Origin of the sequence: Pseudomonas oryzihabitans (assembly GCF_014522265.1) — a bacterium.
Classification (GTDB): Bacteria; Pseudomonadota; Gammaproteobacteria; order Pseudomonadales; family Pseudomonadaceae; genus Chryseomonas; species Chryseomonas aestiva.
The window spans coordinates 4216772-4241256 of the sequence record NZ_CP017024.1; the positions used below are offsets into that span (position 1 = coordinate 4216772).

At 68.7% G+C, this 24485-nt stretch carries 23 protein-coding genes; 18 read left to right on the forward strand and 5 right to left on the reverse strand.

The features are described from left to right. Window positions 1-19: 19 nt before the first annotated feature. Window positions 20-943: a LysR family transcriptional regulator gene (locus BGI51_RS19545; RefSeq protein WP_187979418.1), complete on the reverse strand. Its 924-nt coding sequence runs from the start codon at window positions 941-943 to the stop codon at window positions 20-22. 367 nt (window positions 944-1310) lie between these two features. Between BGI51_RS19545 and BGI51_RS19550 the strand changes: the two genes are divergently transcribed. From BGI51_RS19550 to madM, 18 genes are all read left to right on the forward strand, one after another. Continuing rightward, on the forward strand, window positions 1311-2474 hold the full coding sequence (locus tag BGI51_RS19550) for an isovaleryl-CoA dehydrogenase (RefSeq protein ID WP_187979419.1): 1164 nt from the start codon (window positions 1311-1313) through the stop codon (window positions 2472-2474). 10 nt (window positions 2475-2484) lie between these two features. Then, a complete protein-coding gene (locus BGI51_RS19555) occupies window positions 2485-4092 on the forward strand; it encodes a carboxyl transferase domain-containing protein (protein WP_187979420.1) in 1608 nt (535 codons plus the stop codon). 3 nt (window positions 4093-4095) lie between these two features. Beyond that, on the forward strand, window positions 4096-4896 hold the full coding sequence (locus BGI51_RS19560; RefSeq protein ID WP_187979421.1) for an enoyl-CoA hydratase-related protein: 801 nt from the start codon (window positions 4096-4098) through the stop codon (window positions 4894-4896). Continuing rightward, window positions 4893-6827 carry an acetyl-CoA carboxylase biotin carboxylase subunit gene (locus BGI51_RS19565; protein WP_187979422.1) on the forward strand — a complete coding sequence of 645 codons (1935 nt, stop codon included), beginning with the start codon at window positions 4893-4895 and terminating at the stop codon, window positions 6825-6827. Before BGI51_RS19560 ends, BGI51_RS19565 begins: the two co-directional genes overlap by 4 nt. Further along, entirely contained in the window at window positions 6824-7738 is a 915-nt protein-coding gene (locus BGI51_RS19570) for a hydroxymethylglutaryl-CoA lyase (RefSeq protein ID WP_187979423.1), read from the forward strand. Before BGI51_RS19565 ends, BGI51_RS19570 begins: the two co-directional genes overlap by 4 nt. 79 nt (window positions 7739-7817) lie before the next feature. After that, window positions 7818-8852 (forward strand): LacI family DNA-binding transcriptional regulator, encoded by a 1035-nt coding sequence (locus BGI51_RS19575; RefSeq protein WP_187979424.1) that lies wholly within the window; start codon window positions 7818-7820, stop codon window positions 8850-8852. Between the two features lie 148 nt (window positions 8853-9000). Then, the gene (locus BGI51_RS19580) at window positions 9001-10356 is read left to right on the forward strand and encodes an MFS transporter (protein WP_133860710.1); all 1356 of its coding nucleotides are present in this window, start codon (window positions 9001-9003) and stop codon (window positions 10354-10356) included. Window positions 10357-10374: 18 nt separating this feature from the next. Then, window positions 10375-11733 carry a glucarate dehydratase gene (gene gudD / locus BGI51_RS19585; protein ID WP_187979425.1) on the forward strand — a complete coding sequence of 453 codons (1359 nt, stop codon included), beginning with the start codon at window positions 10375-10377 and terminating at the stop codon, window positions 11731-11733. A 205-nt stretch (window positions 11734-11938) separates the two neighbouring features. Beyond that, complete coding sequence (locus BGI51_RS19590; protein WP_187979426.1) at window positions 11939-12649, forward strand: YfdX family protein; 711 nt, start codon at window positions 11939-11941, stop codon at window positions 12647-12649. Between the two features lie 129 nt (window positions 12650-12778). After that, a complete protein-coding gene (gene mdcA / locus BGI51_RS19595; RefSeq protein WP_158896446.1) occupies window positions 12779-14455 on the forward strand; it encodes a malonate decarboxylase subunit alpha in 1677 nt (558 codons plus the stop codon). After that, on the forward strand, window positions 14455-15312 hold the full coding sequence (locus BGI51_RS19600) for a triphosphoribosyl-dephospho-CoA synthase (protein WP_187979427.1): 858 nt from the start codon (window positions 14455-14457) through the stop codon (window positions 15310-15312). Before mdcA ends, BGI51_RS19600 begins: the two co-directional genes overlap by 1 nt. Continuing rightward, entirely contained in the window at window positions 15312-15626 is a 315-nt protein-coding gene (locus BGI51_RS19605) for a malonate decarboxylase subunit delta (RefSeq protein WP_017641175.1), read from the forward strand. The genes BGI51_RS19600 and BGI51_RS19605 overlap by 1 nt, the downstream gene beginning before the upstream one ends. Next, window positions 15619-16485 (forward strand): biotin-independent malonate decarboxylase subunit beta, encoded by an 867-nt coding sequence (locus BGI51_RS19610; RefSeq protein ID WP_187979428.1) that lies wholly within the window; start codon window positions 15619-15621, stop codon window positions 16483-16485. Before BGI51_RS19605 ends, BGI51_RS19610 begins: the two co-directional genes overlap by 8 nt. Further along, window positions 16482-17297 (forward strand): biotin-independent malonate decarboxylase subunit gamma, encoded by an 816-nt coding sequence (gene mdcE, locus BGI51_RS19615; protein ID WP_187979429.1) that lies wholly within the window; start codon window positions 16482-16484, stop codon window positions 17295-17297. Before BGI51_RS19610 ends, mdcE begins: the two co-directional genes overlap by 4 nt. 11 nt (window positions 17298-17308) lie before the next feature. Beyond that, a complete protein-coding gene (locus BGI51_RS19620) occupies window positions 17309-17998 on the forward strand; it encodes a malonate decarboxylase holo-ACP synthase (RefSeq protein WP_187979430.1) in 690 nt (229 codons plus the stop codon). Continuing rightward, a complete protein-coding gene (mdcH, locus tag BGI51_RS19625) occupies window positions 17995-18930 on the forward strand; it encodes a malonate decarboxylase subunit epsilon (protein ID WP_187979431.1) in 936 nt (311 codons plus the stop codon). Before BGI51_RS19620 ends, mdcH begins: the two co-directional genes overlap by 4 nt. 117 nt (window positions 18931-19047) lie before the next feature. Beyond that, window positions 19048-19452 carry a malonate transporter subunit MadL gene (gene madL / locus BGI51_RS19630; protein ID WP_187979432.1) on the forward strand — a complete coding sequence of 135 codons (405 nt, stop codon included), beginning with the start codon at window positions 19048-19050 and terminating at the stop codon, window positions 19450-19452. A gap of 8 nt (window positions 19453-19460) precedes the next feature. Further along, complete coding sequence (gene madM, locus BGI51_RS19635; RefSeq protein WP_187981361.1) at window positions 19461-20228, forward strand: malonate transporter subunit MadM; 768 nt, start codon at window positions 19461-19463, stop codon at window positions 20226-20228. A 9-nt stretch (window positions 20229-20237) separates the two neighbouring features. Here the strand turns inward: madM and BGI51_RS19640 are convergent, their stop codons facing one another. The 4 genes from BGI51_RS19640 to BGI51_RS19655 all read right to left on the reverse strand — a co-directional run bounded on the left by BGI51_RS19640 (window position 20238) and on the right by BGI51_RS19655 (window position 24441). After that, window positions 20238-21146: a LysR family transcriptional regulator gene (locus tag BGI51_RS19640; protein ID WP_158891024.1), complete on the reverse strand. Its 909-nt coding sequence runs from the start codon at window positions 21144-21146 to the stop codon at window positions 20238-20240. A gap of 135 nt (window positions 21147-21281) precedes the next feature. Further along, window positions 21282-22280 (reverse strand): transketolase family protein, encoded by a 999-nt coding sequence (locus BGI51_RS19645; RefSeq protein ID WP_133860726.1) that lies wholly within the window; start codon window positions 22278-22280, stop codon window positions 21282-21284. Next, complete coding sequence (locus BGI51_RS19650; RefSeq protein WP_187979433.1) at window positions 22280-23128, reverse strand: transketolase; 849 nt, start codon at window positions 23126-23128, stop codon at window positions 22280-22282. Before BGI51_RS19650 ends, BGI51_RS19645 begins: the two co-directional genes overlap by 1 nt. A 14-nt stretch (window positions 23129-23142) precedes the next feature. Further along, the gene (locus BGI51_RS19655) at window positions 23143-24441 is read right to left on the reverse strand and encodes an MFS transporter (RefSeq protein ID WP_187979434.1); all 1299 of its coding nucleotides are present in this window, start codon (window positions 24439-24441) and stop codon (window positions 23143-23145) included. Window positions 24442-24485: the final 44 nt, after the last annotated feature.

A 24485-nucleotide genomic window follows, 5' to 3' on the forward strand; every position in this document is an offset into this window, starting at 1 on the left:
GCCCTGTTGCGGGGTGCGCCTAACGTTCACGGGCCTCGCCACTCGCCGACACCAGGAACTGGCGAAACGCCTGGGCACCGGCCCCCAGGCGGTCTTCGGGACTCCAGATCAGGCCCAGCTCCATGGGCGGGATGGCGTCGGCCACCGGCCGGGCTTCCAGTTTGCGGCCTTCCAGCGACCAGCCGCGATAGAGCATGTCGGAGAGGATGGTCACGCCGAAGCCATGGGCGACCAGGCCGCGCAGGGACTCCATGGACGAAGTCTTGAACACCACGTTGGGCGCAAGACCCGCCGCGTGCCAGTAGCGCAGGGTCGAGGTCTCCCCTTCGTCCACCGTGGCGAGGATGTAGGGATAGGGAGCGATGTCGGCCAGGGTGACGCGCTCCGCTGCCAGCAGCGGATGGGCGATGGGCAGCCAGAGCTGGCGCGGCGAGCGCATCAGCAGGTGGCGCTCGAAGGGCTGGGTGGCGTCGACGTTGGAGATGACGGTGAGGCCCAGCTCCAGGGTGCCATCGGTGATGCCGGCCTCGATGCTGGGCCGGTCCATGTCGCGCAGGTCGATGTCGATCTGCGGATAGCTGCGCTTGAAGCGCGCCAGCAGGGTCGGCAGGTAGTAGCCGAGCACCGCATAGGAGGCGCCGACGCGCGCCTGGCCGGTCAGGGCATGGCTCTGGAACAGCGGCTGGCTGACGGCGTCCTGCAGGGTATCGAGGATGTGCCGGGCATGGTGATAGAACTGATGCCCCTCGGCCGTGAGCTTGACGCCGTGGGGCAGGCGCTCGAATAGCCGCACGGCGAGCAGCGCCTCCAGCTGGCTGACCGCCGTGGTGACCGCCGACTGGCTGACGTTGACCGCGCTGGCGGCCAGGGAAAACTGGCTGTTCTCGGCGGCGGCGACGAAGTAGCGCAGCTGCCGCATCGAAATGTCCTTGAGCACTGCCATCTGATTTTCCAATACCTGGATTCTATTTTTATCGTTTCACGATAGCGCATTTCCTCTCCTAGACTCAGAGGCACAGGCGCGCCGCCTTCCTCTCGCGGTCGCCATGACAAGAATAATGAACAGGAGGACGGACCATGCGCGCCCTGGCGCCCGCGTTCCGCAGCCGCGCTCCGCGCGCACCCTTGTCCTGCCGTCGGCCGCCCTGCCCGACGGTTCTCCAGCGTCCACCTGCGCGCCACGCCCGCGCCTGGCCATCAGCGCTGCCCCGTCCTGTTTCTTTCAGCTCCGCGCCGTACCGGGTGGCCGCCCCATGCGCGCCCGATCGGCCGACCGCTCTCACCCGACAATCCCAACAACAGGTGACCCCATGAGCTACCCGAGTCTCAACTTCGCCCTGGGCGAGACCCTCGATCTGCTGCGCGATCAGGTGCGCACCCTGGTCGCCCGCGAGGTAGCGCCTCGCGCGGGCGAGATCGATGCCAGCAACAGCTTTCCCATGGACCTGTGGCGCACCTTTGGTGACCTGGGCTTGCTCGGCATCACCGTGGGCGAGGAATACGGCGGCGCAGGACTCGGCTATCTGGCCCATGCGGTGGCCATGGAGGAGATCAGCCGCGGCTCCGCCTCGGTCGCCCTGTCCTATGGCGCCCACTCCAATCTCTGTGTCAACCAGATCCACCGCAATGGCAGCGCCGAGCAGAAGGCGCGCTACCTGCCCCGGCTGGTCAGCGGCGAGCACATTGGCGCCCTGGCCATGAGCGAACCCAATGCCGGCTCGGACGTGGTCTCCATGAAGCTGCGCGCCGACCGCCGCGGCGATCGCTTCGTGCTCAACGGCAGCAAGACCTGGATCACCAACGGGCCCGATGCCCATACCTATGTCATCTATGCCAAGACCGAGCCGGAGAAGGCTGCCCATGGCATCACCGCCTTCATCGTCGAGCGTGACTGGACCGGTTTCAGCCGCGGCAGCAAGTTCGACAAGCTGGGCATGCGCGGCTCCAACACCTGCGAGCTGTTCTTCGACGACGTGGAGGTGCCGGAGGAAAACGTGCTGGGCCAGGTCAATGGCGGGGTCAGGGTGCTGATGAGCGGCCTGGACTACGAGCGCGTGGTCCTCGCCGGCGGCCCGGTGGGCATCATGCAGGCCTGCCTGGACGTGGTCCTGCCCTACGTCCATGACCGCAAGCAATTCGGCCAGAGCATCGGCGAATTCCAGCTGATCCAGGGCAAGGTGGCCGACCTCTACACCGGCCTCGCCGCCAGCCGCGCCTATCTCTATGCGGTGGCCCAGGCCTGCGACCGCGGCGAGACCACCCGCAAGGACGCTGCCGGGGTGATCCTCTATACCGCCGAGAAGGCTACCCAGATGGCGCTGGAAGCCATCCAGATCCTGGGTGGCAACGGCTATATCAACGAATACCCCACCGGCCGCCTGCTGCGCGACGCCAAGCTCTACGAGATCGGCGCCGGCACCAGCGAGATTCGCCGCATGCTGATCGGCCGCGAGCTGTTCAACGAAACCCGGTGAGGACGCCTTAATGACCGTGCTGACCTCCACGCTGAACCGGCGCACCCCGGACTACCAGCGCAACGCCGCCGCCATGGCCGCGCAGCTGGCCCGGCTCGACCAATTGCTGGCGCGCATCCGCGAAGGCGGCGGTGCCAAGGCCCAGGCGCGCCATACCGCGCGCGGCAAGCTGCTGCCCCGCCAGCGCATCGATCTCCTGCTGGACCCGGGCTCGCCCTTCCTGGAGATCGGCGCCCTGGCCGCCCTCGACGTCTACGAGGAAGAGGTACCGGCCGCCGGGGTGGTGGCCGGCATCGGCCGCATCGAGGGCGTCGAGTGCATGATCATCGCCAACGACGCCACCGTGAAAGGGGGCTCCTACTATCCGCTGACGGTGAAGAAGCACCTGCGCGCCCAGGCCATCGCCCTGCAGAATCGCCTGCCCTGCCTTTATCTGGTGGATTCCGGCGGCGCCAACCTGCCCCGCCAGGAAGACGTCTTCCCCGACCGGGAGCACTTCGGGCGGATCTTCTTCAACCAGGCGACCATGAGCGCCCAGGGCATCCCGCAGATCGCCGTGGTCATGGGCTCCTGCACCGCCGGCGGCGCCTATGTGCCGGCCATGAGCGACGAGACCATCATGGTGCGCCAGCAGGCCACCATCTTTCTCGCCGGCCCGCCACTGGTGAAGGCCGCCACCGGCGAGGTGGTCAGCGCCGAGGAACTGGGCGGCGCCGATGTCCACTGCCGTACCTCCGGCGTGGCCGATCACTACGCCGAGAACGACGCCCATGCCCTGGCCCTGGCGCGGCGCTGCATCGCCAACCTCAACTGGCGCAAGCTGGGCGAGCTGCAACTGAAGACGCCCAGCGCACCGCTGTATCCGGCCGAGGAGCTGCACGGCCTGGTCCCGGTCGATCCCAAGCAGCCGCTGGAGGTGCGCGAGGTGATCGCGCGGCTGGTGGACGGCAGCGTCTTCGATGAATTCAAGGCGCAATTCGGTACCACCCTGGTCTGCGGCTTCGCTCATCTGCACGGCCATCCGGTGGCCATCCTCGGCAACAACGGCATCCTCTTCGCCGAATCGGCGCAGAAAGGCGCGCACTTCATCGAACTGGCCTGCCAGAGACGCATCCCGCTGCTGTTCCTGCAGAACATCACCGGCTTCATGGTCGGCAAGAAATATGAAGAAGGCGGCATCGCCAAGCACGGCGCCAAGCTGGTTACCGCGGTGGCCTGCGCCCGGGTGCCCAAGTTCACCGTGATCATCGGCGGCAGCTTTGGCGCCGGCAACTACGGCATGTGCGGTCGCGCCTACGATCCACGCTTCCTGTGGATGTGGCCCAACGCGCGTATCGGCGTGATGGGCGCCGAGCAGGCGGCCGGGGTGCTGGTGCAGGTCAAGCGCGAGCAGGCCGAACGTGCCGGCGAGGTCTTCGACGACGAAGAGGCGGCGCGCATCAAGGGCCCCATCGTCGAGCAGTACGAGCGCCAGGCCCATGCCCATTACTCCAGCGCGCGGTTGTGGGATGACGGGGTGATCGACCCGGCCCAGACCCGCGAGGTCCTCGCCCTGGCCCTGTCGGCCAGTCTCAACGCCCCGCTCGAGCCGACGACCTTCGGCATCTTCCGGATGTAGGCCATGACTGACTTCCACACCCTGGAACTGATCCGCGATCCGCGCGGCTTCGCCACCCTCTGGCTCGACCGTCCGGATCGCCACAATGCCCTGGATGCGCAGCTGATCGCCGAGCTGGGCACCGTGCTGGCCGAGATCGCCAGCGATCAGGAACTGCGCTTCCTGCTCCTGCGCGGCCGCGGGCGGCACTTCTGCGCCGGCGCCGACCTGGCCTGGATGCAGGCCTCGGCCAATCTGGACGCCGCCGCCAACCGCGCCGACAGCGAGCGGCTGGCCGAGGTTATGTATCGCCTGCAGGCCCTGCCGCTGCCCACCCTGGCGGTGGTCCAAGGCGCGGCCTTTGGCGGCGCCGTGGGCCTGGTCAGCTGCTGCGACCTGGCCCTGGCCGCCAGTGACGCTACCTTCTGCCTGTCGGAGGTGCGCATCGGCCTGGTGCCGGCGGTCATCGGCCCCTTCGTGATCCGCGCCCTGGGCGAGCGGGCAGCGCGGCGCTACATGCTCGGCGCCGAGCGCTTCTCCGGCGAACGCGCCGCCGAGCTGGGCCTGGTGGCCGAGACCGCCGCGGCCGCCGACCTGGAGGCACTGGTCGAGGCCTGGATCGCCCGACTGCTGGACAACGGCCCCCAGGCATTGCGCGCCTGCAAGCGGCTGCTGGACGGCGCTGGCGAAGGCACACCCAGCGCCCAGGTGCGCTCGTTCACCGAGAGCCTGATCGCCGCCGTGCGCGTCACCCCCGAAGCCCAGGAAGGCCTGCAGGCCTTCCTGGAAAAACGTCGCCCCGCCTGGCAGGAGAACTCGCCATGACCTTCGACCGTCTGCTGGTCGCCAACCGCGGCGAGATCGCCTGTCGGGTGATGCGCACCGCCAAGGCCCTCGGCCTGGGCACCGTCGCCGTGCACAGCGCCATCGATGCTGGCGCCCGTCACGTGCGCCAGGCCGACCAGGCGGTGGACCTGGGCGGGACCAAGCCGGCCGACAGCTATCTGCTGGGCGAGCGCATCATCGCCGCCGCCCTGACCACCGGCGCCCAGGCGATCCATCCCGGCTACGGCTTTCTCTCCGAGAACGCCGCCTTCGCCGAGGCGGTGGCCGCGGCCGGGCTGGTCTTCGTCGGGCCACCCGCGGCAGCGATCCGCGCCATGGGCAGCAAGTCCGCGGCCAAGGCGCTGATGACCGACGCCGGAGTGCCCCTGGTGCCGGGGTATCACGGCGAGGACCAGTCCCTGGCCAGCTTTCGCGACGCCGCGGCGCGCATCGGCTATCCGGTGCTGCTCAAGGCCACCGCCGGCGGCGGCGGCAAGGGCATGAAGATCGTCGAGCGCGAAGCCGACCTGGCCGAAGGCCTCGCCTCGGCCCAGCGCGAAGCGCGCGCGGCCTTTGGCGATGCGCGGATGCTGGTGGAGAAATACGTGCTGCAACCGCGCCACGTGGAGATCCAGGTCTTCGCCGACGGGCACGGCCACTGCCTCTATCTCAACGAACGCGACTGCTCCATCCAGCGCCGCCACCAGAAGGTGATCGAGGAAGCCCCCGCGCCGGGTCTTACGCCCGCGTTGCGCCGGGCCATGGGCGAGGCGGCGGTGCAGGCGGCCCAGGCCATCGGCTACGTCGGCGCCGGCACCGTGGAATTCCTGCTCGACGCCCGCGGCGACTTCTTCTTCATGGAGATGAATACCCGGTTGCAGGTGGAGCACCCGGTCACCGAGGCCATCACCGGTCTGGACCTGGTGGTCTGGCAGCTGCGCGTGGCCGCTGGCGAGCCCCTGCCCCTCACCCAGGCCCAGGTGCCGCTGCACGGCCATGCCATCGAGGTACGGCTCTATGCCGAGGACACCGACCAGGGCTTCCTGCCGGCCTCGGGCACCCTGCAGCTCTATCGCGAGCCGGCGGCCGGTCCGGGGCGGCGGGTGGACAGCGGGGTGGAGGAAGGTGACGAGGTGTCGCCCTTCTACGACCCCATGCTGGCCAAGCTGATCGCCTGGGGCGACAACCGCGAACAGGCGCGCAAGCGCTTGCTGGCCATGCTCGACGACACCGCGGTGGGCGGCTTCGCCACCAACCTCGCCTTCCTGCAGCGTCTGCTGGCCCATCCGGCCTTTGCCGCGGCGGAGCTGGACACTGGTTTCATCGAGCGTCATCAGGCGACCTTGCTGCCCGCACCCGGAGAGCTGACCGACGCCTTCTGGACCCTGGTGGGCCAGGCCTGGCTGGCGACGCTGCCGGCCCCTGCCGATTCGACGTCACCCTGGGCTTCCCGCCAGGGCTGGCGCCTGGGTGGGCCATCACTTGTCTCGCTACGCCTGGCCTGTCGCGGAGAGGTGCGCGCCGTCGCCCTGCCCGGTTCGGCGGCGGTCGAGCTGAATGGTGATCGCCTCCACTGGCAGGCCGAGGGCCTCCGCCAGAGCGCCCGCCTCCATCGCCGTGGGCAAACGCTGTTTATCGAGTGGCAGGATCGCCTCGAGGCCGTCACCTGGGCCGATCCGCTGGCCGAGGTCAAGCGCCAGGCCGATGCAGGCGGACTCACGGCACCGATGAACGCCAGCGTGGTCGCCGTACCGGTGGCCGTCGGCGACGCCGTGGAAGCCGGTACCCCGCTGGTGATACTGGAGGCGATGAAGATGGAGCACAGCATCCGCGCGCCCCGTGCGGGCGTCGTGGCCGCGCTGTTCTGCAGCCCTGGCGAACTGGTGGCCGAGGGCACTGCCCTGGTGGAACTGGAGGAGGCCGCACCATGAGCGAGGGCCTGCCGTCCCGGGTGCGGGTGGTCGAGGTCGGGCCACGCGATGGCCTGCAGAACGAACCCCAGGCGCTGGACGTCGCCGAGCGCATCCAGCTGTGCAAGGCGCTGATCGCTAGCGGCGTGCAGCATCTGGAGGTGGGCAGCTTCGTCTCGCCCCGCTGGGTGCCGCAGATGGCCGGGACCGCCGAGGTACTGGCGGGACTCGGGCGGCCGCCGGGCGTGGTCCGTTCGGTGCTGGTGCCCAATATGCAGGGTTTCGAGGCCGCCCTGGCGACGGGAGTGGATGAGATCGCCGTCTTCGCTGCTGCCTCGGAAGGCTTCTCCCAGCGCAACATCAATTGCTCCATCGCCGAGAGCCTGGCGCGCTTCGTGCCCGTGGTCGAGGGCGCGCGGGCGGCGGGCATCCGGGTCCGCGGCTATGTGTCCTGTGTGCTGGGCTGCCCCTACGACGGCGCGATCGCCCCGGACCAGGTGGCCAGCGTGACCCGCGAGCTGCTGGAGCTGGGCTGCGCCGAGGTCTCCCTGGGCGATACCATCGGCGTCGGCACCCCGGGCCGCACCCGGGCGCTCTGGCAGCGAGTCGGTCGGGAGGTGCCGCTCGGCCGCCTGGCCGGGCATTTCCACGACACCTATGGCCAGGCCCTGGCCAACGTCTACGCCAGCCTGCTCGAAGGCATCGCGGTGTTCGACAGCTCCGTCGCCGGGCTGGGCGGCTGTCCCTATGCCCGGGGCGCCAGCGGCAATGTCGCCAGCGAGGACCTGGTCTATCTGCTGGATGGCCTGGGCCTGGCGACCGGCGTCGACCTCGCCAGACTGGTCGAGGCCGGGCAGGACGTCTCCGCCCTGCTGGGTCGATCCAATCAGTCGCGGGTCGGCCGCGCCCGGGCGGCGCGAGCGGTCGACTAGCAGGGGCGCTGGCGAGCGCCCATGGCAACCGCCGGGGCTTGCTCCCATAATGGCGGCCTCTCTCACCCAAGGACCCGCTTTGGCCAGGAAGTCCCGACGCGAACTCGCCCAGCTCGATGGCACCACCGAGCTGCCCCTCACCGTGCGCGAGGTCGCCCTCGCCGCCGGGGTGTCGCCCATTACCGTGTCCCGGGCCCTGCACCGACCGAGCCTGGTGAGCGCCGCCACCCGCGAGCATGTCCTGGCCGTGGTCAAGGAGCTGGGCTACGTGCCCAATCTGCTGGCGGGCAGCCTCGCCTCCAGCAAGAGCCGGCTGGTGGCCATCCTCCTGCCCACCATCGCCAATTCCATCTACGCCACCGTGGTGCAGGCGATCATGGATCGCCTCACCGAGGCGGGCTACCAGGCGCTGATCGGTCCCACCGGCTATTCGCCGGAAAAGGAAGAGGAATTGCTGGAAGCCATCCTTGGCCGCCGCCCCGATGGCATCGTCCTCACCGGCACCCTGCACACCCCAGCCAGTCGCGCACGGCTGGCGGCGCTGAACATCCCGGTGGTGGAAGCCTGGGACCTGAGCGCCGAGGCCCTGGACATGCAGGTGGGCTTTTCCCACGAGCAGGTCGGCGTCGCCCTGGCGGAGCACTTCGTCGCCCGTGGCTATCGCCGCTTCGGGGTGATCTCGGTGGACGATCCCCGCGCCATGCGCCGCAACCTGGCCCTGCAGGCCCGCCTGGTGGCGCTGGGCATCCCCGAACTGCCCATGGAGGTGCTGCCGCTGCCCGCCACCTGGGAAGTCGGCCGGATCGGCCTGGCGCGCCTGCTGGAACGCTCCGAGCCGCCGGAGCTGGTGCTGTGCAGCTCCGACACCCTGGCCCTGGGCGTGGTCGCCGAGGCCAGCAGCCGCGGCCTGCGCATTCCCGCGCAACTGGCGGTGGTCGGCTTCGGCGACACCACCAATGGCCGCTTCGCTACCCCGGCGCTGTCCACGGTCAGCGTCAATGCCGACGCCATGGGCCAGCGGGTCGCCCAGGCGCTGCTCGACCGTCTCGCGGGCGAGCAGACCGCGGTGAGTCTCGATACCGGTTTCGCCCTGATCGAGCGGCAGAGCTCCTAGCGGATTTTTTGCACACGGCCACAGATTTAGCGGTTGAATGATAACGTTATCTGTTTAATGATAGCGCTATCGTTGTCAGACGACTTACAACATAAGCCCGCTACACGATGTCAGCCCGCACACAAAAACAAACCAGTGGGAGCTCTCCATGCACGAAACCAAGCAGACGCGCGTCCGCTATCTGATCCTGTTCATGCTGTTCGTCGTGACCACGATCAACTACGCCGACCGCGCCACCATTTCCATCGCCGGCTCCGCCCTGCAAAAAGACCTCGGCATCAGTGCCGTCTCTCTCGGCTTCATCTTCTCCGCCTTCGGTTGGGCCTATGTGCTCGGCCAGATCCCCGGCGGCTGGCTGCTCGATCGCTTCGGTTCGAAGAAGGTCTATGCGGCGAGCATCTTCACCTGGTCGGTGTTCACCATGCTGCAAGGCTACATCGGTGAATTCGGCATCGGCACCGCGGTATTCCTGCTGTTCGCCCTGAGATTCATGGTCGGCCTGGCCGAAGCACCCTCCTTCCCCGGCAACGCCCGCATCGTCGCCGCCTGGTTCCCCACCAAGGAGCGCGGCACCGCCTCGGCGATCTTCAACTCGGCGCAGTACTTCGCCACCGTGCTGTTCGCGCCGCTGATGGGCTGGATCGTCTACCACTTCGGCTGGCAGCACGTCTTCGTGGTGATGGGCGCCCTGGGTATCGCCTTCTCGGCGGTCTGGCTGGCGGTGATCTACAGCCCCCGCGAACATCCCCGCGCCAATGCCGCCGAGATCGACTACATCGCCAGCAACGGCGGCCTGGTCGACCTGGACACTCCCGGCAAGAAGAGCGAAGGCCCGAAGTGGAGCTACATCGGCCAGCTGCTGACCAATCGCATGATGGCCGGCATCTACCTGGGCCAGTTCTGCATCAACGCCCTCACCTACTTCTTCCTCACCTGGTTCCCCGTCTACCTGGTGCAGGAACGCGGCATGACCATCCTCAAGGCCGGCATCATCGCCTCCCTGCCGGCCATCTGCGGCTTCATCGGCGGCGTGCTCGGCGGGGTCATCTCCGACTACCTGCTGCGCCGCGGCAGCAGCCTGAGCGTGGCGCGCAAGACCCCCATCGTCGCCGGCATGCTGCTGTCGATGAGCATGATCCTCTGCAACTACGTCGACGCCGACTGGATGGTGGTGGGCTTCATGGCCATGGCCTTCTTCGGCAAGGGCATCGGCGCCCTGGGCTGGGCGGTGGTTTCCGACACCTCGCCCAAGCAGATCGCCGGCCTCTCCGGCGGCCTGTTCAACACCATCGGCAACCTGTCCTCCATCACCACCCCGATCATCATCGGCTACATCATCGCCGCCACCGGCTCGTTCAAGATGGCCCTGGTGTTCGTCGGTGCCAACGCCCTGGTGGCGGCCATCAGTTACCTGTTCGTCGTCGGCGAGATCAAGCGTGTCGAGTTGCGCGGTGTGCCCACGCCGCCCGCCGAAGCCCCGCTCGCCGCTGAAACCCCACGCTGATCACCAAGGAGCCCGACCATGACGCAATTCAACGCCACGCCTGCCCTGCACACCGGCACCCCGGTGGTCACCTCGCTGGAAGTCGTGCCCGTCGCCGGCCAGGACAGCATGCTGCTCAACCTCAGCGGCGCCCACGGTCCCTACTTCACCCGCAACGTGCTGATCCTCAAGGACAACGCCGGTCGCACCGGCGTCGGCGAGGTGCCCGGCGGCGAGACCATCCGCCAGACGCTGGAAGACGCCCGCCAGTTCCTGATCGGCCAGCCACTGGGCCAGTACCAGCGCATCCTCGGCCAGGTCCGCCAGGCCTTCGCCGGGCGTGATGCCAGCGGTCGTGGCCTGCAGACCTTCGACCTGCGCGTCACCATCCATGCGGTGACCGCCATCGAAGCCGCCCTGCTCGACCTGCTCGGTCAGCACCTGGAGGTTCCGGTAGCCGCCCTGCTCGGCGAAGGCCAGCAGCGCGATGCCGTGGAGATGCTTGGCTACCTGTTCTATGTCGGCGACCGCAACAAGACCACGCTGGACTACCGCAGCGAAGCCGACAGCGACGACGCCTGGTTCCGCGTGCGCAACGAAGAGGCCCTGAGCCCGGAGACCGTGGTGCGCCTGGCCGAGGCCGCCTATGACCGCTACGGCTTCAAGGACTTCAAGCTCAAGGGTGGCGTGCTCAGTGGCGATGCCGAGATCGAGGCGGTCACCGCCCTGGCCGAGCGCTTCCCGGAGGCGCGCGTGACCCTGGACCCCAATGGCGCCTGGTCGCTCAAGGAAGCCATCCGCCTGTGCCGCGACCAGCACCAGGTGCTGGCCTACGCCGAGGACCCCTGTGGCGCCGAGAACGGCTATTCCGGACGCGAGGTGATGGCCGAATTCCGCCGCGCCACCGGCCTGCCCACCGCCACCAACATGATCGCCACCGACTGGCGCCAGATGGGTCACGCCATCCAGCTGCAATCGGTGGACATCCCCCTGGCCGATCCGCACTTCTGGACCATGCAGGGCTCGGTGCGGGTGGCGCAGATGTGCAACGACTGGGGCCTGACCTGGGGTTCGCACTCCAACAACCACTTCGACATCTCCCTGGCCATGTTCACCCATGTCGCCGCCGCGGCGCCGGGCAAGATCACCGCCATTGATACCCACTGGATCTGGCAGGATGGTCAACGCCTCACCCGCCAGCCGCTGGAGATCAAGGGCGGCCTGGTCGCGGTGCCGCAGCAGGGTGGCCTGGGCGTGGAGCTGGATCTGGACGCCCTCGCCCGCGCCCACGAGCTGTACAAGACCAAGGGCCTGGGCGCGCGGGACGACGCCATGGCCATGCAATTCCTCTCGCCCAACTGGACCTTCGATAACAAGAAGCCCTGCCTGGTGCGCTGAGGCGCCCCAGCCCGCCAGCAGCGCCCGCTCCGGAATATCCGAGGCGGGCGCTGTTTCCGTTTCAGCGTCCGACACATCGGATTACACCTACCGATAGCCTGCTAAGCGATCGTTAAGCTCACCGGATCGACACTAACCCCAAGGTATCTCGCAGCCCCGCCCGATACCCCGCGGTTCCAGTCACTTTCGTATCCGGGAGAAGCACATGAACCTCAATCGTCGTATCGCCAAGAGCCTCCTCGTCCTGAGCATCGCCTCGGTGTTTTCCACCGCCGCCCTGGCCGACACCCGACCCGATGTCGCCACCCAGCAGGTCGCCACCCTGCCGGCGATATCCCAGCAGGGCCAATCGGCCTTCAGGGACGTGATCGCCGCGCGCCAGGATCTCTTCGAAGGTCACGTCGATCAGGCCAAGCAGCAGCTGGGTGCCGCCGAGAGCGCCCTGCAAACGGCCCAGACCGACAAGACCGCCTATCTCAAGTCGGCCAAAGACCTGCGGGGTCAGGACGGCAAACTCATGCAGGTCTCCGCGCAGGACGCCAAGGCCACGTCCTGGCTGCCGATCTGGAGCGGTATGGCGCTGCGTGACGACTATGTCGCCACCCCGGCCAAGAATCAGGCCGTGGCCCAGGCCAACGAGAAGATCCAGCAGGGTGACACCCAGGGCGCTGGCGCGATCCTCAAGGTGGCCGGCGTCGACGTCGACTACTCCACCGCAGTGCTGCCGGCCCAGGAAACCCTGGACCTGGTGCACAGGGCCAACCAGGAGCTGGGCCACGAGCAATACTGGCAGGCGAACCTCACGCTCAAGCAGGTGCAGAACAGCCTGAGATTCGACAACGCCAATGTCGACGTGACCCCCACCAGCTGGTTCTCCAGGACCACCACGGTCTTCACTCCGGTCGACAAGACCTGAGCCGGGCGCAGACCCCTGAGGCCAATGGAATCGTTAACTTCAGCGTAACGATTCCGTCCTCAGGTTGATTGAACGCCCGGCAGTCGAGGTCTAGGGTGACTCCACGACAGGTGATTCGTGGAGATCCCAATGACAACGACATCCTCCCCACCGGCTCGGATCGCCAGGCGCCGCAGCGACAAGCAGCAGCGCCTGGACCGGGTGGCCACGCTGGCCGATGGCAAGGTGTTGCCCACCGCCTCCATCGTCGCGGCCCTGGAACAGCTGCTGGCCCCCGGCGACCGGGTGGTGCTGGAAGGCAACAACCAGAAGCAGGCCGACTTCCTCTCCCGCAGCCTTGCCCAGGTCGATCCGGCCCGGCTGCACGACCTGCACATGATCATGCCCAGCGTAGGTCGCGCCGAGCACCTGGACCTGTTCGAGCGCGGCATCGCCCGCAAGCTGGACTTCTCCTTTGCCGGCACCCAGAGCCTGAGGATCAGCCAGCTGCTGGAGGACGGGCTGCTCGAAGTCGGCGCCATCCACACCTACATCGAACTCTATGCCCGGCTGCTGGTGGACCTGATTCCCAAGGTGGTACTCAGCGCCGGCTTCATGGCCGATCGCGCCGGCAATATCTACACCGGTCCCAGTACCGAGGACAGCCCGGCGCTGATCGAGCCGGCGGCCTTCAGCGACGGCATCGTCATCGTCCAGGTCAACCAGCTGGTGGACGACGTGTCCGAACTGCCGCGAGTCGACATCCCCGCGGACTGGGTGGATTTCGTGGTGGTGGCCGACCGGCCCTTCTATATCGAGCCGCTGTTCACCCGCGATCCGCGCCACATCAAGCCGGTGCACGTGCTGATGGCGATGATGGCGATCCGCGGCATCTATGAACGCCACCAGGTGCAGTCGCTCAACCATGGCATCGGCTTCAACACCGCGGCCATCGAGCTGATCCTGCCCACCTACGGCGAGCGCCTGGGCCTCAAGGGCAAGATCTGCCGGCACTGGACGCTCAATCCCCACCCCACGCTGATCCCGGCCATCGAGAGCGGCTGGGTGGAAAGCGTGCACTGCTTCGGCACCGAACTGGGCATGGAGGGCTATATCGCCCAGCGCCCGGACGTCTTCTTCACCGGTCGCGATGGCTCGCTCCGCTCCAACCGGCTGCTCTGCCAGCTGGCCGGTCAGTACGCCGTGGACCTGTTCATCGGCGCCACCCTGCAGGTGGATGGCGACGGCCATTCCTCCACCGTGACGCGGGGGCGCCTGGCCGGCTTCGGTGGCGCGCCGAACATGGGCCATGATCCGCACGGTCGGCGTCACCCCACCCCGGCCTGGCTGGACATGCGGCAGCAGACCGGCGACGGCGCACCGGCCCTGCTCGAACGCGGCAGGAAGCTGGTGGTGCAGATGGTCGAGACCTTCCAGGAAGGCGGCAAGCCCACCTTCGTCGACACCCTGGACGCCGTGGAGGTGGCGCGCAAGAGCGGCATGCCGCTGGCGCCCATCATGGTCTATGGCGACGACGTCACCCACCTGCTCACCGAGGAAGGCATCGCCTATCTCTACCGCGCCCGCTCCCTGGAAGAGCGCCGGGCGATGATCGCCGCCGTGGCCGGGGTCACCGCCATCGGCCTGCGCAGCGATCCGGCCGAGGCCCGCCGCCTGCGCCAGGAAGGCCTGGTGGCCCTGCCCGAGGACCTCGGCATCCGCCGCACCGATGCCAGTCGCGAGCTGCTCGCCGCCAAGAGCATCGGCGAGCTGGTGGAATGGTCCGGCGGCCTCTATCAACCCCCAGCCAAGTTCAGGAGCTGGTGATGCGCGCCCTCGCCCGCCGTACCTCATCGCCCGCCGAGCGCCTGGCCGAGTGGGCCGTATCCGCCCTGGTGGACGAAGCCGAACTCTCGCCCAAGCCGGCCCTGGTGGATCGCCGCGGCCAGGGCGCCCACAGTGATCTCAGCCTTGGCCTGATGCTGACCTCGGCCCAGGCCCTGCAGCCCTGTTTCCAGGCCATGGCCGAAGCCGCAGAGCGAGGGCTGCCCGCCGCCGAACTGCGCCGCCTGATCGGCCAACTGGGGCGTGACGGCGAAGCCGCCATGCTGCAGGTCACCCACGGGGTCAACACTCACCGCGGCGCCATCTGGGCGCTGGGGCTGCTGGTGACGGCGACCGTGCATGAACGTCCGACTTCCGCCCAGGCGCTGTGCCTGGCGGCCGGGCGCCTGGCCAGCCTGCCCGATCCGGACGTGCCCCAGGCAGCGCCCAGCCATGGCCAGCGCGTCGCCCAGCGCTATGGCGTCGGCGGCGCCCGGGCCGAGGCCGCCGCGGGCTTTCCCGCCATCCACCAGCGCGGTCTGCCGCAGTTGCGCGCCAGCCGTCAGGCCGGTGCGGGCGAACAGAACGCTCGCCTGGATGCGCTGCTGGCCATCATGACCGCGCTGGACGATACCTGCGTGCTGCACCGGGGCGGCCCGGCGGCCCTCACGACCATGCAGCAGGGCGCCCGCGCCGTGCTGCAGGCCGGGGGCAGCGCCAGTCTCGCCGGGCGGCGCCAGCTGCTGACCCTGGACCGCCAGTTGCTGGCCGCCAACGCCTCTCCCGGCGGCGCCGCCGATCTCTTGGCCGCTACCCTTCTCGTCGATCGCCTGGAGCCATGGCTCCCTGGAGACCTCTGATGGAACACTTCACCTGCAGCTATCCGGCCAGCCAGCGCCGCCAGGGTCGCGCCCTGGTCGGCTGTGTCGGTTCGGGGGACCTGGAGGTCCTCCTCGAACCCGCCACGGCCGACTTCACCCTCAAGGTGACCACCTCGGTCAATGGCAGCGAACCGCGCTGGCGCGCCCTCTTCGACCGGCTGTTCGCCACCCGCGAGGACCTGCCGGCCCTGACCCTGGACATCCACGACTTCGGCGCCACCCCGGGCGTGGTGCGCCTGCGCCTGGAGCAGGGTCTGGAAACCCTCGACCTGGAGGACAGCACCCATGGCTGAAGCCACCCTTCCCGATGTCCAGGAGCTGCTGCACAGCCGCAGCTTCGTCGAACTCGGTGCCCGCGAGCGGGCCCGTGTGGTACTCGATGCCGGCAGCTTTCGCGAGCTGGTCGGTCCCTTCGAACGGCTGATGTCGCCGTGGCTACCCAAGCAGGGCATCGTCTGCCAGGCCGATGACGGCGTGGTGGTGGCCAAGGGGCTGATCGACGGCCAACCGGCAGTGGTCTGCGCCATCGAAGGCGCCTTCCAGGGCGGCAGCATGGGCGAAGTGGGTGGCGCCAAGATCGCCGGCGCCCTGGAGCTGGCGCTGGAAGACAATCTCGCCGGCACCCCGACCCGCGCAGTGCTGCTGCTGGAAACCGGCGGCGTGCGCCTGCAGGAAGCCAATCTGGGCCTGGCCGCCATCGCCGAGATCCAGGCGGGCATCGTCGCCTTGCGCGCGCACCAGCCGGTCATTGGCGTCATTGCCGGCAGCGTCGGCTGCTTTGGGGGCATGTCCATCGCCGCGGGTCTGTGCAGTCAGCTGATCGTCACCCGCGAGGCCCGCCTGGGACTCAATGGGCCCCAGGTGATCGAACAGGAAGCCGGCATCGAGGAATACGATTCCCGCGACCGCCCCTTCATCTGGAGCCTGACCGGCGGCGAACAGCGGGTCGCCACGGGCCTGGCCGATGTCTTCGTCGCCGACGACAGCGCCGCCGTCACCACCGCCATTCGCCAGGGCTTTACCCAGGGCGCTGCCGGCGCCTTCCGCAGCCAGCAAGCCGAACACTACCTAACGCGCCTCGCCGATCTCGACACCCGTCCCCAGGCGGACGCCGCCGCGGTCCGCCACCTCTATGCCGGAGACCAGCCATGAGCACCCAGCCTTCGCAACGCGGCCTGACCTGGTTCCAGGCCCTGGCCGGCCAGGGTGAGGCCGTCGCCGGCCTGCCCGCCTCCCTGCGCGTCGCCGACCTCGAACTGGCCGGACGCCCCGCGCGCTGGCTGGCGGTGGTAGCGGATGCCGAGAATCCCTTTCCCCGGGCCCGCCAGGGCGAGGTCGGTCTGCTGGAGGGTTGGGGCTTGGCCCGAGCCATTCAGCAGGCCATCGCCGAGGATGCTGGCGCCCAGGTGAAACGCACCCTGATCGCCCTGGTGGACGTGCCCAGCCAGGCCTACGGTCGCCGCGAGGAAGCCTATGGCATCCACCAGGCCCTGGCCGGAGCCGCCGGGGCCTACGCCGAGGCGCGCCTGGCCGGCCACCCGGTACTGGGCCTGCTGGTGGGCAAGGCCATGTCCGGCGGCTTTCTCGCCCACGGCTACCAGGCCAATCGCCTGCTGGCCCTGCGCGATCCCCAGGTGCAGGTGCATGCCATGGGCAAGGCCTCGGCCGCGCGGGTCACCCTGCGCAGTGTCGAGGAGCTGGAGCGCCTGGCGGCGGACATCCCGCCCATGGCCTACGATCTGGACAGCTATGCCTCCCTGGGCCTGCTCTGGCGCCAGCTGGAAGTGGCCCAGCCCGACCAGCCCTCCACCGCAGATCTGCAGCAGGTACGCCAGGCCCTGGCCGAGGCCCAGGCTGATGTGCTCGCCAGCGGCGCCACCGATCTCAAACTGCGGCTGGACGGCGCCAATCGCGCGGCCTCTCGCGCAGTACGCGAACGCCTGCGGGCGGGATGGCGCGCGTGATGAGCGGGCGCATGGCGGGATCGTTGGGCTTCGCTGCGCTCAACCCAAACTGCGAGGCTCAGGTAGGTTGGGTTGAGCGCAGCGAAGCCCAACACCGGCCCCACGACCTCCTTTGGGGCTTCACCCCGGACGCCCTGCCTGCAAAGGCCCCCGCTTGGGCGGTAGAAATAGCCCAGACCGGCCTGCCGGTGGTGGTACGGCGGGCTGCACCCGAGTCAGACCGCATCCCGGTCGGCCTGCGCGGCACCACCCGCGCCGAGCGGCTGGCGGCCTGGCTGGCGCCTGCTGTCGTGCTGCAGCGGCGGTCTCCCGAGGCGCTGCGGATCACGAACGGCTGCCGCGATCTGCCCGCCTTCGACACCCTTGCCTGCGTACAAACTCGGCTGGATGACCTGGGCCTGCCCTGGGGCCCCACCGGCGCCGCGGGCTACGAACTGGCCTCCGGCTGGCCGGCGCTGCATGCGGGGAGCGATCTGGATCTGCTGATCCGCTGCACCGCCCCGCTGCCGCGCGACCATGCGCGGGCCCTGCTGGCGTCCCTGCAAGGGCAAGCGCTGTGTCGCCTGGACATCCTGCTGGAGACCCCCCTCGGCGGCGTCGCCCTGGCCGATTGGGCCGCAGACGCCCCACGCGTGCTGCTCAAGACCGCGGCCGGTCCCCAGTTGGTGAGCGATCCCTGGCCAGAGGCACGCGCCGCATGAGTACCCTCTTCCAGTTTCCCGGCCAGGGCGCCCAGCGTTCCGGCATGCTGCATGGCCTGCCCGACGACGCCGAGGTCCGGCGGACGTTGGCGGAAGCCGCCGCGGTGCTGGACCTCGATCCCTTGAGCCTGGACTCCGCCCAGGCCCTGGAACATACCCGCGCCGTGCAGCTCTGCCTGCTGATCGCCGGCGTCGCCACGGCGCGCCTGCTGCTGAGCCGCGGACCGGCGCCACAGCTGGTGGCGGGTCTGTCCATCGGAGCCTATGCCGCGGCGGTGGTGGCCGAGGCCCTGGACTTCGCCGATGCGCTGCGCCTGGTGGCCCGTCGCGGCGAATTGATGCAGGCGGCCTACCCGTCCGGCTACGGCATGCTGGCGATCCTGGGGCTGGGCCGTGACGCGGTGGAGAGCCTGGTCGCTGACCACCATCGCCCTGCCGCGCCGCTGTACCTGGCCAATGCCAATGCCGAGCAGCAATACGTGGTCGCGGGCAGCGATGCCGGCCTGGCCGCGCTGGCCGAAGCCGCGCGCGCCCAGGGTGCCGCAGCGGCCAAGCGCCTGGCCATGAGCGTGCCGTCCCACTGCCCGCTCCTCGCCGAAGCCGCCCAGACTCTGAATAAGGCCTTTGCCGAGGTCGAGCTACGCGCGCCCCGGCTGGCCTATCTGAGCGGTACCTCGGCAAGACGGCTGGTGCGTGCCGAGCAGTTGCGCGACGACCTGGCCTTCAACATGGCGCGGACCATCGAATGGCACGCCACCCTGGAAGCCGCCCGCGAGCGCGGCGTGCGCCTGGCCATCGAGCTGGCGCCGGGCAGCGTGCTCAGCCAACTGGCCAGGCGCGTACTGCCCGCCAGCGGCGTACTGGCCTGGCAGGATACCCACCCCGAAACCCTGGACGCGCTGCGGCGCGAGGAGGCAGCGCGACCGGACTGAACATTCCCCATACGGCGGCTGCCCTCACCCCAGCCCTCTCCCCGCGGGAGAGGGGGTAAAAGCGCGAGCAGCGGCCAGGCTTCACCCCACCCCCAAGCACAACCGAGGACAACAACAATGATCATCTACGGTGTCGCTTTACTTTCCCTCTGCACCCTGGCCGGCATCTTCGCCGGCGAAGTCCTGGGCCGGCTCATCGGCGTGCCCGCCAACGTCGGCGGTGTCGGCATCGCCATGTTGCTGCTGATCTTCTTCAGCAGCTGGATCAGCAATCGCGGCACCGGCCTCAAGCCCAAGACCGAACAGGGCGTGGAGTTCTGGAGTGCCATCTACATCCCCATCGTGGTCGCCATGGCGGCGCAGCAGAACGTGGTGGGAGCCCTGCACAGCGGCCCCATGGCCATCCTCGCCGGCCTGACGGCAGTGGGTATCGCCTTCGCCCTGGTGCCGGTGCTCGATCGCCTGGGTCGCAAGAAGCCGGCCACAGCCACCCCCGCTTCCCTTAGCCAGACCGCCCGGTGACCGCCATGCTGATCGAAGCCCTGAGCAAGACCACCCAGTCCTACGGTTTGATCGCCTCCTTCGCCGTGATCGGCGTCATCATGTGGGTTTCCTACTGGCTCTCCGACAAACTCACCCGCGGTCGCCTGCACGGCTCGGCCATCGCCATCTTTCTCGGCCTGCTGCTCGCCTATGTCGGCGGGGTCGTCAGCGGTGGCCAGAAGGGCCTGGTCGACCTGCCACTGCTGGGCGGCCTGGGCCTGCTCGGCGGCGCCATGCTGCGCGACTTCGCCATCGCCGCGACGGCCTTTGGCGTCAACATGCGCGAGCTGCGCGAAGCGGGCATCGCCGGAGTCATCGCCCTGCTGATGGGGGTGTTCTCTTCCTTCATCGCTGGCGTCGCCATCGCCCTGGCCTTTGGCTACACCGACGCCGTGAGCCTCACCACCATCGGCGCGGGCGCGGTGACCTACATCGTCGGTCCGGTCACCGGCGCGGCCATCGGCGCCAGCTCCGACGTCATGGCGCTGTCCATCGCCGCCGGCCTGGTGAAGTCCATCGTGGTGATGATCGCCACGCCCTTCCTGGCGCCCTACATCGGCCTGAATAATCCGCGCACGGCGGTGATCTTTGGCGGCCTGATGGGCACCTCCAGCGGCGTGGCCGGAGGCCTCGCCGCCACCGATCCGCGCCTGGTGCCCTATGGTTGCCTGACGGCGGCCTTCTACACGGCCCTGGGATGTCTGCTCGGCCCTTCGCTGCTGTTCCTGGCGACCCGCGCCGTCGTCGGCGGTTGAGACGCGGAGTCAGCCGCGCGCGTACATCCGGCATTCGGCGACGAAGGCCAGCAGATTGGGATCGCGCTCGCGGCTGCGCAGGAACACCGCGCCGATGCGCTGCTGCAGCCGGTAGCGCGGCGCCAGGGGCAGCAGCTTGAGGCGACTCTGGTAGACCGCCTCGACCCGCCCGGGCAACAGCGCGTAGCCCACCCCGGAGCTGACCATGCTCATCAGCGAGAAGATGTCGTTGACCTGCATGATCACCTCCGGCTCGAACCCGGCCTGGGCGAACACCTGGCGGCCGTCGCGAAAGGTGGCGAAGCCCTGGGTCAGGGTCACGAAGGGCACCCCCGCGAGGTCGCGCAGGTCCACCTCGGCCTGGTCGGCGAAGGGCGAGTCGCTGGGCGCGGCGAGAAAGATGTCGTCACTGAACAGCTCGACGCTCTCGCAGTCAGCATCCACCACGGCGTCGTCCAGGGCCACCAGCATGGCGTCCAGCTTGAAGTCGTGCAGCTGCACGGCGAGGTCGGCGTTGGAGCCCAGCACCAGGTCAATGTTGAGTTCGCTGCGCCTGAGCTTGAGGCCCATGATCAGCTGGGGCACGGTCTTGACCGTCAGCGAATAGAGCGCGCCCAGGCGGAAGCGATCGGCCGAAAAGCCGGCCGCCTGCCGCGTGAGGCGTACCGTCTCGGCCAGGTCCTGCATCAGTCGTTCGGCCCGTGCCTCCAGCACGAAGGCGCCATCCAGCGGCGTCAGGGTGCGCCCCTCGTGCTTGAACAGCGGACAGCGCAGGGCGTTCTCCAGCGAATGGATGGCGCGGTGCACGCTGACATGGCTGGTACCCAGCTCGGCGGCGGCCCGCGCCAGGTTCCGGCTGCGCATGAAGGCCAGGAAGATCTCCAGCTTGCGCAGGGTGAGTTCATCGGTATCGGACATGGCAGCCAGCAGGCGATGGAAGACAGCTGCCCACCTTGCCCGGATGGGCGGGCGGCGTCGAGTCTTCGAATCGCCCTGGCGGCGCCTGGCTCCCTCGGTGCAATCCCGAGGGTAACCAGGCGCCTCCTCCCGGCCCTACAACCAACCCTTGATCTGCTGGCAGACCGCCGTGGTGGAGATGCCGTAGCGGTCGTGCAGGGTCGGCAGCGCCCCGGCGTCGAGGAAGGCGTCGGGCAATGCGATCTGGCGGAAGGTGGGCGTCACGCCGTTGCGCAGCAGGGTGGTCGCCACCGCCTCCCCCAGGCCACCGATCAGCGAATGGTTCTCCGCCGCCACCACCAGCCGCCCCGGCTTGCGGGCTTCCGCCAGGATCGTCGCCTCGTCCAGCGGCTTGATGGTCGGCACGTGCAGCACCGAGACGTCCACGCCATCCGCGGCCAGGGCCTCGGCGGCCTCCAGGGCGCGCATGGTCATCAGGCCGGTGGACACCACCAGCACGTCGCGACCGGGGCGCACCACCTGGGCCTTGCCGAGCTGGAACCGGTAGTCGTAGCGGTCCAGCACCAGGGGCACGTTGCCGCGCAGGAGGCGCATGTAGACCGGCCCCTGGTGGGCGGCGATGGCCGGCACCGCCTGCTCGATCTCCAGGGCGTCGCAGGGGTCGATGACCATGAGGTTGGGCATGGCGCGAAAGATCGCCAGGTCGTCGGTGGCCTGGTGGCTGGGGCCGTAGCCGGTGGTCAGCCCCGGCAGCCCGCAGACGATCTTGACGTTGAGATTCTCCTCGGCGATGGCCATGCAGATGAAGTCGTAGGCGCGGCGCGAGGCGAATACCGCATAGGTGGTGGCGAAGGGCACGCAGCCTTCGCGGGCCAGGCCGGCGGCGGCGCTCATCAGCAGCTGCTCGGCCATGCCCATCTGGTAGAAGCGCTCGGGATGGGCCTTGGCGAAGATGTGCAGGTCGGTGTACTTGGCCAGGTCGGCGGTGAGGCCGACGATGTCCTGGCGCTGCTCGGCCAGGGCCGCCAGGGCGTGACCGAACGGAGCCGGTCGCGTCGGCTGGCCCTCGGCGGCGATGCTGGCGATCATCGCCGAGGTGGTCAGGCGTGGCTTGGTGGCGGTGCTGGTAGTCATCAGAAGTCCCTCCCGGCATCCAGGGCATTGAGGGCCAGGGCCCATTCGTGCGCCTCGACGCGGATGAAGTGAGTCTTGTCGCGGGTTTCCAGGAAGGGCACGCCCTTGCCCATGCGGGTATCGCAGAGAATGATCCGGGGCTGTCGGCCGGGGTGCTGGCGGGCGCGATCGAAGGCGGCAACCAGTGCCTCGCGGTCGTTGCCGTCGACGCGCTGGACGAACCAGCCGAAGGCCTGCCAGCGCTCGGCCAGGGGTTCGAAGGCCAGGATCTCGCGGCAATGGCCGTCGGCCTGCTGGTTGTTCACGTCCACCAGGGCGATGAGATTGTCCAACTGCCAGTGGGAGGCCGACATGGCCGCTTCCCAGGTGGCGCCCTCGTTGAGTTCGCCATCGGACAGCAGGTTGTAGACGAAGGCGCCGGACTGCTTGCGCTTGAGACCGAGGCAGGCGCCCACGGCGATGCCCAGGCCCTGGCCGAGGGAACCGCCGGTGATCTCCATGCCCGGGGTGTAGGCGGCCATGCCCGACATGGGCAGGCGGCTGTCGTCGCAGCCATAGGTTTCCAGCTCTTCCTGCGGCACGATGCCGGCCTCGATCAGCGCGGCGTAGAGGGCTATCGCGTAGTGGCCGATGGACAGGTAGAAGCGGTCGCGCCCTTCCCACTCGGGGTCCTGTGGCTGGTAGCTCAGGGCGTGGAAGTAGGCGACGGCCAGGACGTCGGCGACGCCCAGGGCCTGGCCGACATAACCCTGGCCCTGGATCTGGCCCATGCGCAGGGCATGGCGGCGGATGTTGTGGGCGCGCTCGGCCAGCGAGAGCGGTGCGAGCTGTGGCGAAGAAGCGGTCATGATCTGTACCTCGATTAGCGATTGACCAGGGCGGCAGGAATGCGCAGGACCAGCGTGGCGCCTATCACCAGCACCCCGGTGATGAGGAACATGCCGATGGCGCTGGAGCCGGTGCTGGTGGTGATCCAGCCGATCAGGTAGGGCGAGCAGAAGCCGGCCAGGTTGGCGAAGCTATTCACCGCGGCGATGCCGGCGGCGGCGGTGACCCCGCCCAGCAGCGTGGTGGGCAGCATCCAGAACAGCGAGGACGCCGAAAGGACGCCGGCCGCAGCCAGGCACAGGCTGAGGATCGACAGGGTGACGTTGTGGCCGAAGACCGCGGCGAGGCTGAGGCCGCAGGCGCCCAGCAGCATGGGAATCACCAGGTGCCAGCGGCGCTCGCGGTGCCGGTCGCCGCTGCGCCCGGCCAGCAGCATGGCGACGATGGCGCACATGTAGGGCAGGCTGGTGAGCAGGCCGATGTGCAGTGGATCGGCGACCCCCGAATTGCGCACCAGGGTCGGCAGCCAGAAGGTGATGGCGTACTGGCCCATGACCACGCAGAAGTAGATGGCGGCCAGCAGCCACAGCCGGCGATCACGGATGAAGTCGCGCACGCTGGCGTGCTCGGTCTTGTGCTGGTTGTCCTCGGCCAGTTCCTTCTGGATCAGCGCCTTTTCCTCGTCGTCCAGCCAGGTCGCCTGGTGCACGCCGTCCTTGAGATAGCCGAGCACCAACACCCCCACCAGCACCGTGGGGATGGCTTCGATGACGAACATCCACTGCCAGCCGGCCCAGCCGTGGACGCCGGCGAACTGATTCATGATCCAGCCCGACAGCGGGCCGCCGATCATGCCCGACAGGGGAATGGCGACGAACCAGAGCACCGTCATGCGGGCGCGGCGGTAGGTGGGAAACCAGTAGGTGAGATAGAGCAGCAGACCGGGCGCCAGGCCCGCCTCAGCCACGCCGAGCAGGAAGCGCAGCAGATAGAACTGCCAGGCCGTCTCGACGAAGGCGAACAGCCCCGAAAGGATGCCCCAGGTGATCATGATGCGGGCGATCCAGCGTCGCGCGCCGACCTTGTGCAGGATGATGTTGCTGGGCACCTCGCAGAGGAAATAGCCAATGAAGAACATGCCGGCGCCGAGGCCGTAGACGGCTTCGCTCAGCGCCAGGTCGTTCATCATCTGCAGTTTGGCGAAGCCGACGTTGACCCGGTCCAGATAGGCGCAGAAGTAGCACAGCATCAGGAAGGGCATCAGCCGCCAGGCGGTCTTGCGATAGGCATTGGCGCGCGCCGAGGTGGCCGCTGCCAGGGTGAGCGTAGTCATGGTCTGATCTCTTGTTGTTATGGGCGCCGCAGCCGCGGGCGCCC

What these genes read in the sequence shown, in the direction of transcription:
- BGI51_RS19545 (WP_187979418.1), bottom strand. Translation starts at nt 943, where the DNA reads ATGGCAGTGCTCAAGGACATTTCGATGCGGCAGCTGCGCTACTTCGTC.
- BGI51_RS19550 (WP_187979419.1), top strand. Translation starts at nt 1,311, where the DNA reads ATGAGCTACCCGAGTCTCAACTTCGCCCTGGGCGAGACCCTCGATCTG.
- BGI51_RS19555 (WP_187979420.1), top strand. Translation starts at nt 2,485, where the DNA reads ATGACCGTGCTGACCTCCACGCTGAACCGGCGCACCCCGGACTACCAG.
- BGI51_RS19560 (WP_187979421.1), top strand. Translation starts at nt 4,096, where the DNA reads ATGACTGACTTCCACACCCTGGAACTGATCCGCGATCCGCGCGGCTTC.
- BGI51_RS19565 (WP_187979422.1), top strand. Translation starts at nt 4,893, where the DNA reads ATGACCTTCGACCGTCTGCTGGTCGCCAACCGCGGCGAGATCGCCTGT.
- BGI51_RS19570 (WP_187979423.1), top strand. Translation starts at nt 6,824, where the DNA reads ATGAGCGAGGGCCTGCCGTCCCGGGTGCGGGTGGTCGAGGTCGGGCCA.
- BGI51_RS19580 (WP_133860710.1), top strand. Translation starts at nt 9,001, where the DNA reads ATGCACGAAACCAAGCAGACGCGCGTCCGCTATCTGATCCTGTTCATG.
- gudD (WP_187979425.1), top strand. Translation starts at nt 10,375, where the DNA reads ATGACGCAATTCAACGCCACGCCTGCCCTGCACACCGGCACCCCGGTG.
- BGI51_RS19590 (WP_187979426.1), top strand. Translation starts at nt 11,939, where the DNA reads ATGAACCTCAATCGTCGTATCGCCAAGAGCCTCCTCGTCCTGAGCATC.
- mdcA (WP_158896446.1), top strand. Translation starts at nt 12,779, where the DNA reads ATGACAACGACATCCTCCCCACCGGCTCGGATCGCCAGGCGCCGCAGC.
- BGI51_RS19600 (WP_187979427.1), top strand. Translation starts at nt 14,455, where the DNA reads ATGCGCGCCCTCGCCCGCCGTACCTCATCGCCCGCCGAGCGCCTGGCC.
- BGI51_RS19605 (WP_017641175.1), top strand. Translation starts at nt 15,312, where the DNA reads ATGGAACACTTCACCTGCAGCTATCCGGCCAGCCAGCGCCGCCAGGGT.
- BGI51_RS19610 (WP_187979428.1), top strand. Translation starts at nt 15,619, where the DNA reads ATGGCTGAAGCCACCCTTCCCGATGTCCAGGAGCTGCTGCACAGCCGC.
- mdcE (WP_187979429.1), top strand. Translation starts at nt 16,482, where the DNA reads ATGAGCACCCAGCCTTCGCAACGCGGCCTGACCTGGTTCCAGGCCCTG.
- BGI51_RS19620 (WP_187979430.1), top strand. Translation starts at nt 17,309, where the DNA reads ATGGCGGGATCGTTGGGCTTCGCTGCGCTCAACCCAAACTGCGAGGCT.
- mdcH (WP_187979431.1), top strand. Translation starts at nt 17,995, where the DNA reads ATGAGTACCCTCTTCCAGTTTCCCGGCCAGGGCGCCCAGCGTTCCGGC.
- madL (WP_187979432.1), top strand. Translation starts at nt 19,048, where the DNA reads ATGATCATCTACGGTGTCGCTTTACTTTCCCTCTGCACCCTGGCCGGC.
- BGI51_RS19640 (WP_158891024.1), bottom strand. Translation starts at nt 21,146, where the DNA reads ATGTCCGATACCGATGAACTCACCCTGCGCAAGCTGGAGATCTTCCTG.
- BGI51_RS19645 (WP_133860726.1), bottom strand. Translation starts at nt 22,280, where the DNA reads ATGACTACCAGCACCGCCACCAAGCCACGCCTGACCACCTCGGCGATG.
- BGI51_RS19650 (WP_187979433.1), bottom strand. Translation starts at nt 23,128, where the DNA reads ATGACCGCTTCTTCGCCACAGCTCGCACCGCTCTCGCTGGCCGAGCGC.
- BGI51_RS19655 (WP_187979434.1), bottom strand. Translation starts at nt 24,441, where the DNA reads ATGACTACGCTCACCCTGGCAGCGGCCACCTCGGCGCGCGCCAATGCC.